Annotated in this window: 15 protein-coding genes and 1 pseudogene; 10 read left to right on the top strand and 6 right to left on the bottom strand. The window is 40.4% G+C overall.

Annotated features, from left to right (window positions below; all coding sequences use genetic code 11):
• Positions 1-72: 72 nt before the first annotated feature.
• Together K9W43_14020 and K9W43_14015 are read left to right on the top strand one after the other, a co-directional pair.
• Positions 73-876 carry a Bpu10I family restriction endonuclease gene (locus K9W43_14020; protein MCF2138344.1) on the top strand — a complete coding sequence of 268 codons (804 nt, stop codon included), beginning with the start codon at positions 73-75 and terminating at the stop codon, positions 874-876.
• Positions 877-1,115: 239 nt separating this feature from the next.
• Complete coding sequence (locus K9W43_14015) at positions 1,116-2,285, top strand: AAA family ATPase (protein ID MCF2138343.1); 1,170 nt, start codon at positions 1,116-1,118, stop codon at positions 2,283-2,285.
• 125 nt (positions 2,286-2,410) lie between these two features.
• On the opposite strand, the gene K9W43_14010 is transcribed toward K9W43_14015, so the two are convergent.
• Positions 2,411-2,587, bottom strand: a complete 177-nt coding sequence (locus K9W43_14010; protein MCF2138342.1) for a hypothetical protein — start codon at positions 2,585-2,587, stop codon at positions 2,411-2,413.
• A 30-nt stretch (positions 2,588-2,617) separates the two neighbouring features.
• Positions 2,618-3,547, bottom strand: a pseudogene (locus K9W43_14005) (winged helix DNA-binding domain-containing protein).
• Positions 3,548-3,802: 255 nt separating this feature from the next.
• Between K9W43_14005 and K9W43_14000 the strand changes: the two are divergent.
• From K9W43_14000 to K9W43_13990, 3 genes are all read left to right on the top strand, one after another.
• Positions 3,803-5,161, top strand: a complete 1,359-nt coding sequence (locus K9W43_14000; protein ID MCF2138341.1) for a polysaccharide biosynthesis C-terminal domain-containing protein — start codon at positions 3,803-3,805, stop codon at positions 5,159-5,161.
• 15 nt (positions 5,162-5,176) lie between these two features.
• Positions 5,177-6,301 carry an SIR2 family protein gene (locus K9W43_13995; GenBank protein ID MCF2138340.1) on the top strand — a complete coding sequence of 375 codons (1,125 nt, stop codon included), beginning with the start codon at positions 5,177-5,179 and terminating at the stop codon, positions 6,299-6,301.
• A 164-nt stretch (positions 6,302-6,465) separates the two neighbouring features.
• On the top strand, positions 6,466-6,876 hold the full coding sequence (locus tag K9W43_13990) for a hypothetical protein (protein ID MCF2138339.1): 411 nt from the start codon (positions 6,466-6,468) through the stop codon (positions 6,874-6,876).
• Positions 6,877-7,032: 156 nt separating this feature from the next.
• Here K9W43_13990 and K9W43_13985 read toward each other — a convergent pair whose 3' ends face one another.
• The gene (locus K9W43_13985) at positions 7,033-7,242 is read right to left on the bottom strand and encodes a DUF2283 domain-containing protein (GenBank protein ID MCF2138338.1); all 210 of its coding nucleotides are present in this window, start codon (positions 7,240-7,242) and stop codon (positions 7,033-7,035) included.
• Between the two features lie 394 nt (positions 7,243-7,636).
• Here K9W43_13985 and K9W43_13980 point away from each other — a divergent pair, with 394 nt between their 5' ends.
• From K9W43_13980 to K9W43_13965, 4 genes are all read left to right on the top strand, one after another.
• Complete coding sequence (locus K9W43_13980; GenBank protein MCF2138337.1) at positions 7,637-8,080, top strand: nucleotidyltransferase domain-containing protein; 444 nt, start codon at positions 7,637-7,639, stop codon at positions 8,078-8,080.
• The gene (locus tag K9W43_13975; protein ID MCF2138336.1) at positions 8,067-8,495 is read left to right on the top strand and encodes a DUF86 domain-containing protein; all 429 of its coding nucleotides are present in this window, start codon (positions 8,067-8,069) and stop codon (positions 8,493-8,495) included. Before K9W43_13980 ends, K9W43_13975 begins: the two co-directional genes overlap by 14 nt.
• Positions 8,496-9,028: 533 nt before the next feature.
• The gene (locus tag K9W43_13970; protein MCF2138335.1) at positions 9,029-9,217 is read left to right on the top strand and encodes a hypothetical protein; all 189 of its coding nucleotides are present in this window, start codon (positions 9,029-9,031) and stop codon (positions 9,215-9,217) included.
• Entirely contained in the window at positions 9,204-9,485 is a 282-nt protein-coding gene (locus K9W43_13965) for a type II toxin-antitoxin system RelE/ParE family toxin (protein MCF2138334.1), read from the top strand. Before K9W43_13970 ends, K9W43_13965 begins: the two co-directional genes overlap by 14 nt.
• 103 nt (positions 9,486-9,588) lie before the next feature.
• On the opposite strand, the gene K9W43_13960 is transcribed toward K9W43_13965, so the two are convergent.
• Positions 9,589-11,856 (bottom strand): hypothetical protein, encoded by a 2,268-nt coding sequence (locus K9W43_13960; GenBank protein MCF2138333.1) that lies wholly within the window; start codon positions 11,854-11,856, stop codon positions 9,589-9,591.
• 292 nt (positions 11,857-12,148) lie between these two features.
• Between K9W43_13960 and K9W43_13955 the strand changes: the two genes are divergently transcribed.
• A complete protein-coding gene (locus K9W43_13955; GenBank protein ID MCF2138332.1) occupies positions 12,149-12,418 on the top strand; it encodes a hypothetical protein in 270 nt (89 codons plus the stop codon).
• 13 nt (positions 12,419-12,431) lie between these two features.
• On the opposite strand, the gene K9W43_13950 is transcribed toward K9W43_13955, so the two are convergent.
• On the bottom strand, positions 12,432-12,704 hold the full coding sequence (locus K9W43_13950; protein MCF2138331.1) for a hypothetical protein: 273 nt from the start codon (positions 12,702-12,704) through the stop codon (positions 12,432-12,434).
• 274 nt (positions 12,705-12,978) lie between these two features.
• Positions 12,979-13,770, bottom strand: coding sequence for a hypothetical protein (locus tag K9W43_13945; GenBank protein ID MCF2138330.1), 792 nt, complete (start codon positions 13,768-13,770; stop codon positions 12,979-12,981).
• Between the last annotated feature and the right edge of the window lie 171 nt (positions 13,771-13,941).

Here is a 13,941-nt window from a genome sequence, read left to right as displayed (position 1 = left end):
AAATGAAAAATAAAAGAAGACTGGGAGTTATTCCGATTAATCAAAACGGAATATGATGATTGGATCGAGTCAATGGTAAAAATAAAATCTACTGGAAAGAAAAGAGTCAAGGCTCTTGTTTCAACTTTAAACAAGTATAAAGACAGAGTCGAACTCGATATTATATTTGAAAAAGGTTCTGAGTTATTGTGGCGTCAGAAAGGGCAGCTTAAAATTGAAAATACAATTCTTGAAGAGTTTCTAATACATCTAATCTCCCCGAAGACCATTTCTTCATTGTCAGGCACATCTCTCTCCTATGGTCCACAGACTGCATTTATGTCATTGGCATTTTATCCAACAGGTATTAAAAAGTTTGATTCGATACCCGAAGTCATTCTCAAAGAGAAGGATCAGGATTTTGTGGTAGGTAAACAAATATATTATAAACTTTCGACGAATCCAAAGTTCGAACACGAATTCACCAAAACAGGAAATACAGTCATAGCAGTTATAGCGACTGAATGTAAAACAAATCTCGATAAGACAATGTTTCAAGAAGCGTGTGGGACTGCTTCTCGACTAAAAATGGGAGTACCTGTTGCAAAATACTATGTTCTTGTTGAATATGTAGATATGACCCCAGAAGATTGTCGTCTAACAGATATTGATAATGTGTTTGCAATACGACATGCAAAAAGATTACCACAAGACAAGAGAAGAGATAAAGAATCTATCCGCGAACTGAGAGAGAAACATCCTATCGATTGGAAAGTTCTTTGGAATTATACACAAGAGATCGCAACCTTCTTTGAGTCAAGGTGGTATGACCCAAATGAGGCTCTAAAACGGGGATCCTTTACTTATGATCTGGAACGCAATATAAATGAAAATTGATTTTTCAGATGAATCTGAGTGGTTTTTCTAATAATTTAGTTATGGCAAGTAAACTTGAATACAAATCTTGTTCCAATTAAGTGGAGCAGTGTGAAGAATCGATGATTATGTAAGTAGTGGGACGACCTATACTACAATGTTATCATATACGAGGCCCCGCAAAATCTATTTTATATGGATGGTTCCATCAGTGGGGACTTTTCACACACCACCGTCTAAGGCTCCAGATGTGATAAAATATGGTGCTAAAGAGAATACAGGTAACGAATTTTAGAAGTTTAAAATATGTGGAGATCGATTTCAAGAAATTTAATGTATTTATTGGGGCCAATGCTTCGGGCAAATCTAACTTTGTACAGATTTTCCAATTTTTGAAGGACATAATTAGTTCGGGATTGGAAAACGCAATATCTTTGCAGGGTGGTATCGAGTACCTATGCAATATGAGTATAGGATCGTCTGAAGAATTCTCTTTGAAAATAGTCGCCGACGAACAGGATAGATTCGGTCATTTTATGAAAAAACCGGAGGACGCAAAAATCGAAATCCGGACAATAGAGGTGTCATACGAGTTCGCATTAAAATTCAATGAAAACAATCGGGGTTATCAAATTGTACGAGATATACTGACACTTGAGTGTAGATTCATTAGAGTGAGAAGAGAAAATAAAAAACTTAAAGAAGAAAATATTGGACGAGGGACAATCGTCTTTTCTCGCGTAAAAGGAAAAGTAGAGATCGAAGTAATCAGTCCCAAGGGATTAGAAATAACAAAAGAGGAGTTTTTTCCACCGATTTATAGATCAGATACACTGATCTCAGAAAAAGAGTTGCTACTACATCTACCACTCTTGTTCATTCGCCCACTAAGAAAAAACTTAGAGGTCATTACACGATATAATTTTGATCCGGAACTGTCCAAAAGAGCCGTTCCAATAACCGGAAAAGCGAATCTAGAAGAAGATGGCAGTAATCTCCCGATTATTATTACTAAAATAATTGCAGACAAAGATCAAAGAAGAAAATTGCTTGATTTGGTAAAGGATATACTACCTTTTATTAACAGACTTGATATCGAGAAGTCTTCTGGCAAGACGCTGATCAAAGTAAAGGAGACATACCTTGAGAAACAATATTTGCCTTCATTCTTGATCTCTGATGGGACAATTAAGATAACGGCACTAACAGTCGCATTATACTTTGAAGAGAGACCGTTAATCATTATTGAAAAACCCGAACGGAATATTCACCCACACCTCATGTCAAAAATTGTAGACATGATGAGAAATGCATCTGAACAAAAACAAATCATCGTGATCACAGACCACCCTGAGATAGTAAAACATGTGGATCTCGATAATATATTTCTCATCACTCGGGACAAAAAAGGGGTTTCTACGATAACTTGACCGGGTGACAATAAAGAAGTTAAAATATTTTTGAAGAACGGTATTGGAATTGAGGATCTCTTCGCCCAAAATCTCCTCTAGGTTACAATTAAATAAACTAAAACGTGGATGTCTTACTCTCCTATTTAGAGTTCAAGCACTGTTGAAGATTGCTCGATAGTAGCACCCAAGTCTTGGAGCACGGACTTCCAAAGATCTGGCGGTTTCAGAAAACGAATCCGAGTACAGCGGTGAGCAATTGCCAGTTGTTTGAGCCGATCCAAGAGTAAGTTGACGGCCACCGGATCAAGCTCTTTTTGCAAGGCCACCTCTTTGACAATGAACTCATGCGCTCACCTATCGACCTTCGGATCCATAAACCCGACCAACTCGTCGCCTACGAGGATAGATGTGTGCCACCTCATCCCCTTCACTTGAAAGTACTCGGTCTTGAAAGAATAACCGAAGAATCGCTCCAGCCATTTTCGATCCCGAATGAGATTGTCGAGAGGAGTCAGAAAAAATACCGGAGGCGAATCGGCCTCATCTGTAAAGGTCTCGTGATCTTCAATCCGACCCAGATCTTCGGGAGTCACATAGAAGATGGGTTTCTGTTCTGCGACACGCACTGGCACCACTCGATCTTGTTCAACCAATTGCTCCATGAAGGGAGTTATGTCCCGGACCCGACAACCAAACCAGAACGCCACATGACGGGCTGTGCTAAGTCCAAAGGCCTCAACAATTCTGTGCAGGAGTTGTAAGATACCTTGCTCCTTGTCCATCTGTGTATCAAAATCCACATGCGGAAGAGCATCCGGCCCCCATGCATATTCGGCCTCTCGAAAAATCCCCGGGCGACGATTCACAATGACGATCTCGGGGACCAGCCAGAAGAGCGTATAGAGAAGTCGCCGTTCGTCTTCCGTGGTCATGTCGCGTTTGGTCAGCGGGCCATCCCATCTTATCCGATCAATTATCTGTCGTGCTTTCGCCGAATGAGTCCTCTTCTGAATCCGCTGGGTCCATCCCTACTCAAGAGTAAGTTGCGCTGCTGATCGATACAGAGGAAATTCAGTTGAGGGGATAATGGTAGTGACCCGACGCAGACCAAAGAATTCCAGCAGGCTATGTGTCTTGTAAAGCGCCTCGTCCAATTCTTCAAAGTGAAAGGTATCAGTGCCTACTGCGAGCCGATTCCAAAATACCATGTAGTGATTCTGAGCAATCACAGGCATGGGATCGTACTGCACACTTGCCAAATTCGAGGCCAAATCATTCATTGTTCGATGCTTGCTTTTAGTGCTGGTGGGGACCAACCACTGTCTGAGAAGGATCAGATGCTGCACCGGACCTATTGGTAATTCCAGAAGCTCCTTCATTTCTATCCACGCAACCAGCTGACGTAATTCATTATTACAATAAAATCTTGTTGAAACCTTATAAAATATCAATTATAAAGATAAGCAACAGGAAAACTATATTATCCGGATTGTAGAACCAATCAAAATGTCGTGAGGCTAATTGGAGTGGGCAATGTGAAACTGAGGGTTTTAATTAAAGAAATAAAGGAACAGTCAAAGAAATATCCTTGGGACTTTATGCTATTCATTTTTCTTGCATTGTTAATTCCAAGAATATACAGTATCATGAACACATATTGGATCGGTCATATCGATTACAGTTCGCTTGCTATTGCTGAACAGTACGAGTTCATGGGAATATTAATTGAAATTGTAAATGAAACGATTCCTTTTGGAATACTTGCACTAGTGAGTCAGTCCTACAAAGATCGTAACTCGGTGGTACGACAATTCGTTGCAGGAATAACCCTTCAACTTATTTTGTCCACAACTCTTGCCGTGATAATATTAGCAAATATGTCATCATTTGTAGACTTTATTGGAACCTCCCCTGAATTAGCCGCGCAGACAGTATCATACCTATCTCTACGCGCAATAGCATTACCTTTTGCCTCTTTGTCGCTACTATTGGTCGTTGGGCTCAAATCAATGGATAGGGCAAAATTAGCTCTTGGAATAGTTGTTGTTAATGTTGCCGTGAATATGGTACTTGACATTTTCCTTGTATCACCGTATCCATTTTCCCTTCATTTAGGTCTCGAAGGAGTCGCTATAGGATATCTAATCTCCAATGTTCTATATTGTGGATTGGCGTTGATCGCATCAGTAGTGACTCTAAAAATGCGACTGTCTGAATGGGGATTGCAATCGATTTTACACGAATCGCGACCCCTCTTTGGAGTAGGAGGATGGACTGGAATCGATTCGTTTGTACGGAACTTTTTCTATTTCTTTGTACTGCAAGTTCTTAATTTCATGGGACCAAATCAATATGCAGGGTTTCAACTATTTCAACGAATTATGTGGACTGCATTAATTCCGGTGATTGCAATCTCACAAGGAACTAGCATTCGTGTTGGAAACTACCTTAATGAGAAAAATCGAGAATCGAAAATCCATAGTCTCATCACTGTATCTGTGATTCTTGCATTATTGATAATCGGAGGATTTGGAATCATAGGTATCTTTGCTATAGATGCAATGGGATATTTCTTCACATCGAATGCGGAGATTGTACACTATTCCACAGTAATGTTTTGGTGGCAGATAATTCCCTACATTCTCTTTGCAGTATCTATGAATCTCAAAAGTGTCTTCTATGGCACAGGTAAAACATATAATATTCTAATAATTAGCATCATCCTGAATCTATGCATAATTGTCCCATTTTTCTATATGATGAACGCATTGATACTTCCACGGGCTTTTGAGTCTGTGATGATGATGTTTGTACTGGTGGATATTATAGATATTATCATAACATATATACTCGTTCGGCATGTAATGACAAAAGAAATAGTTTCCAATAGGTGAGTTGGGGTAAAATAATTGACGCCCACAGACAAAAGTGATGTTATATTTTTGGGAGCTGGTGCTTCGGCATCAGATGGAGCACCGTTACAATCCAATCTGTTTCAAACATATTTCGCAAAAATAAAATATATTACAAAGAAATTAGGCAATGAAACGATTAGAAATGAGCGCTACGAAAGATTATTGAAATTTTTCAAGGAATTCTTTGGTATAGATCCTATAAATAATAGCAGTACACTCTTGTATCCGACCTGTGAAGAAGCATTTGGGATTATAGAAATGGCACTAGCCGTTGACCAACAGTTTGCAATCCGTAGTTCCTCAAACATATCAGATTTGGCTCAAATCAGGGAAGATATTAAATTCTCAATAATAGATACGATAAGTTTTAAGCTAATCAATAGCAAAAGATCAAATACGCATTTTGCACTTGTAAGTAATATTACAAGGGATAACTATTACGAAAATGTTTCCTTAGTCAGTACAAATTATGATATTTTAATTGATAATGCCATAATTGGTAACAATATGAGAGTCGATTACGGTCTAGAATTTTGCAATAGCGCAAATAGTGGTACAAAACAGAGGCTAACAATGAAATTATATAAAATCCATGGGTCATTAAATTGGCTCTATTGCCCTATTTGTAACAGAATGGTTAGAACACCCGATGGAAATAAAGCAAACTTCTCCTCTGAGGGTTATGGTTCATCTATATGTAAGCAATCTCGTGGAACGCTTTCTCCGTTCTTAACGTATCCCACATACTTTAAAAACTTAACAAACGTGCATTTTCAGAAAGTATGGTATCAAGCAGAAAGAGTACTATCCAAAGCAGATCGAATTTTCTTTTGTGGGTATTCATTTCCCGACGCTGATTTCCACATAAAATATCTTCTAAAACGGGCGGAAATGGCAAGATTCAGTAATAAAGAATCAAAGTTAGAAATATATATAATCAACTATCACGAAGGTAAAGAAAATCACCACATTAGTGAAGAGTATCATCGATTCTACCGTTTCTTCAGAGATACTGAAAACATTTACTATCTTAAAATGTCATTTGAAAACTTTGCCAATAATTACCCCGAAATCTCGACCGAAACAAGGCTTACACAAAACAACATTGCAGAAATCTAATATAATTAGACTATAACAATATTCTGGGTTCATTCAGTTTCAGAAAAAAAAGCCAATTAATAAAATAGTCCATCAATGGATTAAAATAGCATAGATTGCAATACTCTAAATAATATTTGAACTATAATCCAACAGATCAACATAATAACAGGGAGAAGACATGAATGATTGAAAACATCCGAGAAAGATCGTATCAAACTGGTAAACATTTTCTTATCGCTGTGCTGTTACAGAGAGGATATTCACTCGAACCTGATTTTAAAAAAGGGGAAGACGTTCACGTTACTACACCGAATGGCAAAAAAGTCAGAATTAGATTCAGAACAACCATGGGAGATATGAGTTGGTTGATAAATAATTTTGAAGTGGATCCCATACTCTATTTTGTACTGATACGAACAAATGCATCTCCACCATTTAATCCCCCAGATTTCTGGATAATCCCCTCGAAACACATGAAGGAAATAAGAGATAACCATATGAAAAATAGTAGTAATATAAACGGAAACATGAATATCATGCCTAAACACGTAGAATATTTCAAGAACAAATGGGGGTTGTTAGAAATTATTTAATAATTGAGTGAATTGGATGGAAGACATATAAGAATATATTTACAAATAACGCAATGTTTCAAGACATAGGATTTTACAAAGTCCTAAGATATGTTTATTTGTTCGTGCTTTTGTCATCCACGATTCGAATTCACCAAATATTAAATTAATACTGCTTTACGAGTTTGGATGGTTTCTTCCGACAATTGTGAGTCCAATTGGATTTCCATTTTTATAACAGACAACGATCCCATTTGGTAACATCTCAGAGCCATCAGCTTCTTGTACTGGCCCAAAACTCACATAGAGCACATCATTCTCTAAATCGTAGACCATATCCACCTTGTCCAGATCAACAACCGCTTGGACCATATCATACCGCCCCATTTAGAAGATCTGTGTTAAAACGTAATAAATACAATCTTCACTCAGGAGTTTCGATAGATTACCCTAAAAATATAAATTTAACACAATTATCCTAATGCAATGATCTTCTATACGCCCTATAGCAATAAAATCAGGACTTCATACACATCAGCATATCGTTACGATATAGGGATCTCCAAATCTATCTATAGCAGAGTATCCAAAAGCGACCAATTATCAAATGCCCACAAATCATTGTGAAAACCCTTAGCAAAAACAACAGCAATCGTTTATAAAAACCGAAAACCGAAATGTTCTAACCGTTCCGATGGTGAGATGAACAAGTCTGATCAATAATACATGAAAGATATGAGCAGAGAAGTATCATTCACGGATTAAGATATGGTGAATACAGATGCAGAAACAACAGGTCAAGACGATCATTGAGAGGCTTATCCCCGTATTAGAGGCCGAGCCAAGAGTGATTGCGGGTTACATCTTTGGTTCTGTTGCAAAAGGCACCGAGACCCCAATGAGCGATCTTGATCTTGCCATTCTCATCGCGGATTCGTCGGATGAGACCTACTGCATGGATTTGACAAAGAGACTGACAATTCGCGTTTCCGAGGTGCTTGATATTCTCAAGGTCGATCTCATCTGCCTCAACCAAGCCGATGTTGCCATTCGAAACAGTGTTGTCCGGGATGGAATTCTCTTCTACGACAAGAATCCAGTTGAACGTGCTCAGTTCGAGCGGCTGACGTGGGATGAATACGAGGACATGCAGCGGCTCTGGGAAGAATATGACAGGTACATGTTGAAACGATTTATGGAGGAACAAACAAATGATCGATCCTGAAGTCATCAATTCACGAATCTCAATAATAGAACAATCTCTTCTGTTACTCAGAACGACAAGTGAAAAGGGCCTAGAAGCGTATCTCTCGTCCCTTGAGACGCAAATGATGGCCGAACGTGCTCTACATCTTGCAATCGAGTCATGTATCGATATTGCGAATCATATAGTTGCAGGTAGTGGATTGGGACGACCTGCTAATTACGCCGAAGTGTTCAGAATCCTTCACCGCCAAAAGATCATAGACGATTCATTGGCCGAAAAAATGATGATGATGGTCAGATTCCGTCATAGACTTGTTCACATGTATTCATCAATTGACAACAAACTGGTCTTCAAATTCATTAACGAGGACCTTGATGATATTCGCCAATTCGTCAAGGTGATCATCCAACGGTTGAACCTCAATGGGAATTGAATCGTCAATGATGTGACTTCAAGAATGCAGATAGACCGACGAGGAATCATACGGGTCAAGTTTTCCGTTTGAAGTAGCGTCCCGCCACCCACCATAGAAGAAATCGCTCAGAGATGCACGATTCCCCCTCAGTCATGATTTTCGTGCAATTAAATATTATAATACGGGTTTTGTGGGAAACACATTTCAGAGATCATATGTAAGGTCTATATAACTCTGTTAGAAATTACAAGAGGAGGGAGTTATAGTATGAGCACAACTAAACTTCAAGAATTGAGAAGAGCAGTTGAGGAAGATCCCGAGAATATTGACAAATGTTTCTCCCCAATTAATTAATATAATGTCAAATAATCGGTATATGTCTGAAAAAGCATCAATTTCAAGCATCATTCGTTTGATCCGATCAAGCAGATTCTTCCCTCGATGAGAAAGAATTGCAACCCACTGCCGTTGGTGGGCAGATGCTGCCGAACAGGTTTATCTCAAAACACGACAATTATAAGTTACTATCAAGACTATAAGTAGTGATAGAGATGAGTGAAACAACAACAATCCCTGTGAAAAAGGAAACAAGGGATTTGCTAAAGAAATTTGGGCGAAAGGGAGAAACCTATGATCAATTGATTCGACGCCTCATTATGTTTGCGGAACAATTAGAGTTCGCCGAAACTCAAAAACGGATTCTCTCAGAAGAGGAGTTTGTCCCTCTTGCCGACCTATGAGGTACTTCTCTCAGAAACTGCAGTTTCTCAACTGCGCCTTCTAGAGTCTAAACAAAATAAACGAATCAAGGACGCATTGGCATGTCTTGCACAAGATCCATTTCATTCACGTTCTGGTACAGACATAAAGAAACTCAGGATACATTCGGATCCTCCTTTGTTTCGTTTGAGGATTGGAATGTACAGAGCAATCTATTTCGTAATTGATAGAAAAGTAAAAGTCACCGAGATAATTCATCGAAGCAAAGGCTACAAATGGCTCGAATAATCAAGAGGTAAAAGAACCAAATATCGGATAGTTATTATACATAGTTTCGTGATAAAACAAGATGCATCGGCAATCAATCAATTTTGACTACATTCAGGCAGATTCAATAATGTTCTGGCACGATGACGGCTTCCTTAAGCTCAATGTTGGCAGTGGTCATGAATATCCTGCCTGTGTAATAGAGATTGTCATATTGTCCAACCACCAACAACCGGAGGCAGTACTTGCTCTCAGATCGAATCAGTTGAACGATCTGATCGAAGGTCTCACGGAGAGTGACTGCGTCTGATAAGCTAATGGTTGACACCCAATCCTCCTTAGAGCGAGTCCTCAGATACAGGGAGTATAAGAGCAGGACGATCCCGAAGGCCAATAGAGCAAACGGGACCAAGGCAGACGCATCCATTCCGCCCCCAAACACGATTACTAAGAACAGCCCAATCGCGGTCAGTAACGATCCGGCGAGAAGAGTAATACGCATATTCATCTTACGGTAATCTTGCAGAGCACCTTCCAGCTTGGCCCGGGGCCATGTCACGTCAGGCCCCATTTTACGTGCAAGAGTACCATAGCCGATCCTAGGGCGAAAACCTAATCCCTTGAACTCTTCAGGGGTCGAGGGAACGGCAACATAGCCGATGTTCTCAATCCCATTACTATCAATCTCCACGGCTGACAGTATTGCGGACACGGTGTGCCGCCCCAAGCCACGAATCCCGTACTTCTTAATGGCAAAGTACCACATTGCTGCGGCGATCAATGTTGCAGGGATTCCGATGACCGTTGCAACAATTGGGACCACTAATGGGAAAGAACTGGGTCCCGTGATAGTGATCGTCCACGTGATAGCAATACTGAGGAGTGAGCCTATGCTTACACCCATGAGAATATTGCTCATTTTCTGTTCTTCATACACTGAAAAGCTCGGACGCTCCAACCTCTTCAGAAATTCGTTAAGCGCAGGTGAAACCTCTGACGTTTGAGATGAAGAAGACATCGGGCGTTCAGATGTGGACGGCTTCCGTTCTTGCATAGAAGGATATAGATCGGACCATTCATCTGGTGAGCGCGAGGGAGGAGGCATCAGTGAAACCTCATCTTCGTCATCTTCTGGTACTTTCTCTAGTACTCTTTGTACGATATCGACTCTCTTTCGCTTTCCAGTTATCATGTGATCGCGTAGTGCAAGGGGAACTGTAATCAGGTAGGTTACGGCGACGCCATAAAAGGGAATGGTCATGGTAGGGCTTAGAATAGTATAGTGGACAAACAATGTGATTAGAAAGACTGTCGTGAGAATAACATACACAACTCGATTAAGAAGACACCTTTGGCGAAACTCTTGATCTGTCAACAGGAATGACTCATTATTTCTGACGATACGAAATACGGCACCTGATGCGCCTTGTGAGTCTGATGCCACCTTTAGAATCACCATCAAAAAAAATACGAACACCAGAGGCCATATGAAATTCAACCAAGTCCGTCTAGGGATTACGTCCCACGTCCAGATCATAGCATACAAGAGACTAACCCAGATCGGGAAAGAGAACCCAATGATACGGGTTAAACGGGTTGGTCGTTCTTTTTTCAAGAGCAGCAGAAGCTCTTGTGTGTCGTTACTAATGTCCCCTGTCAGATGTTCGCCTAGATCAGGATACGTCAGGCCAGTGACAGCACTCTTGAACTCATCAGGTCGTTTATCACGAAGAGCAAGTATTGCCTCTAGGGAGGCGCTATCCCGATCGATCACAACGCGCTTAGCAAGGTGATGGATCATTGAAATTGTCTTCTCGGGATAGTGATGGGTAATGTGCTGTGAAGTATGTGGTGCCAGCTCTTTCGGGTTTATCTTACCGCTAAGAAATCCTAACAGAATTCCTTGGATTGGCCATTCAACAATTGAAAATAATACGATCATTGGCATATAGCTAAGCAAGACATCAGCATAGAACTCCTGTGGCGCTCCAGAATATCCAAGGACATAGATGAAGGAGAAGAGTATCGTGACGAGTGCTGACAGGCCCATTATCCCCCAAGATTTATGGACTTCCTTTAACAGAATTGCAAACATTATCGATACTAACGCAATACCACTGAACCTATACAAAAAGAAGAATAGATCGAATACGCCATCCATAAACGCTGGAGACCCCATGGATAAATAAAGAAAATAAAGCGCAAGGCCAAGCAGAGCTCCGAAACAAGGGAAGCCCATGATAAAACAGGCACAGCAAGCTTCAGACCGAGTAAGATCCCTCTTCAAATGAAAATGCCCTCGATCCCTTAATTCCATAACGAAAAGAGAAAGAACAATGATGATTCCTGCTATAAGCCAGTACCATTCAATGAAGAATGCATCAATCTCCATAAAGACTCCCACAAATTTACACAGCCTGTATAGTAGATAAACATTGACTATCATAGTAATTATTTATTTTACGTGTTTTTGACAAATGACACAGTTAAAACATGGATCCAATATCCTGAGCTGTGTGAAAAATCCGCAACAATGGACCAATCGAGGTAAAATACATCCTACAAGGTCTCGAATCCGATAACAGCATAGTGCAAGTCGTCCTAATACGTACGTGCCCATCGACTTTTCTCACTGTTCTCCAACCTACACGCAACGATCACAGGTCTCTGTGGAGAGGATGCAAGTGACTGCCGTGCCCAACGGCATTACAGATTATGGCGAGTCTGATCTACTCCTCCTGCTGCTGCTGAATGGCACCCACCATACGGTCATTCTTTTCGATGAGACAGGCCTGTTCCGGCTCTCGAAAATACCATGGTTCGCCAAGCTTCTTTTCCGTAAGCAGTGCAATGTGATATACGCAGCCGTTTTCACTCGTACACAGGGAACGCTTCGTTTCAGAGGAGGTCCGAACCACAGGACTTGGGGCGAGCTGATGAAAGCACCATCATAGTGACTGCGAACACTCACAATGTGCGTGCCGCAAGGAACAGGATGACTTCCTTAGGCACCTCCACTACTCTTCCGAACGCCCGATGAATGGTCAATGCATAATCAATGGACCCATATTCCACTACTCGTACATGCGGATCATTTGCCGTGATAGTTCTGACCGCAGTCCTCACGGTACTATCATGATGCATGACCACCACCACATCCGAGACCACTGGTGCCGAGAGCGGCATGACCCACAATGGTGACAACACAGCGATCACAAGCAGCGCAGTCCTCAGTCTCAAAAGATTACGTCTATGACGACCGACCTAGCTCTACTCGTGCATCAAGTGCACGATCAACTAGCCCCATTTCACTCATGAGAAGTCCATCCTCAACCAATCATTAGACCAAATACGCATAAACCTTACTGACCTGAAACTCCAACTTAGCCTGATTGAGGAACTAATCGGCTGCGCGGCCACTTAGCCTATACATAGAAGTTGACCAGATTTAACCCGAATGGTGGAGAACACCAAACGCACTTTTTCAAGAGTAGCCGAATTCATTTAAAGAAAATCATTCGATCACTGGTGGATTCCTATCGATGTTCTTCCATGCTGAGAACCAAAGCAAATAGGAAAGAAGTGAGTTAAAAACCACTGAACCTGTGAGCCAGATGATTGGTAAAGCATCTTGGAATGGTGACCCCATAAAAGTTATTGTAGAATTGATAACAGATGCATTAAGTATAATAGCAATCCCCAAAAGGACAAGAACAAAGAAATAGTCCTTCGAGATAAATCCTTCAAGTATAGCCAAGTTCTTTGTAGGTTCAGTTGAGATCCTTATTCGTTTCGATTTAGAAATAATCCAAATAGAAAATGTGGCAAACAGATAATATAGCAAAAGGTTGTCTACAATGATCGTAAACAATGTCAATGAATCAGGCACATAATCAATTAATGTAAATGAATTGATCTGGGAATAATATCCAATGAACCAATTTCGCAGCAGTCTAGAACTAGAGATGATTTCAAAAAGTACATTCAAAGACAGAACAATAGCAAATGCAATCATTGAACTAAGAACAAGCGCCTTTCTAAGACCGCCGTCTGTAGTCTGTAGTGTTATCAGAGTTTTATTAACCCCACGGATCACAAAAAGTATTATTGATATGATGAACATACCATTGAAGAGCGGGAATGTAATAATGAGCAGATAACGGGTTAAACCTGCATATATTAGAGCAAACCAACTTGTACAGATGCAGATCAAGAGAACCGACATACCCACTCCTAACATCGCTTCTTTGTTTGTGGTGAACGTTTTTAGTAATTGAAATACTGACGTATTTGCAGTTTTCTCCATTGTCGTCTTCTCCATTATCCAATATAATTCCAACGTTGTAATATCATAAAATACTGACGCAACATACTAGATAAATCGCTAGTCAAAACCGTATAGAACCTACAGATGCTGATTTTGACCAATCTATTTTATGACTATCCAACTATAGTATCGTGATCTATTGCGTCTTGT

It is taken from the genome of Candidatus Thorarchaeota archaeon (assembly GCA_021498125.1).
Taxonomy (GTDB): Archaea; Asgardarchaeota; Thorarchaeia; order Thorarchaeales; family Thorarchaeaceae; genus B65-G9.
The sequence above is the reverse complement of the archived record's forward strand: the minus strand, read 5'-3'. Positions and strand labels throughout refer to the sequence as shown.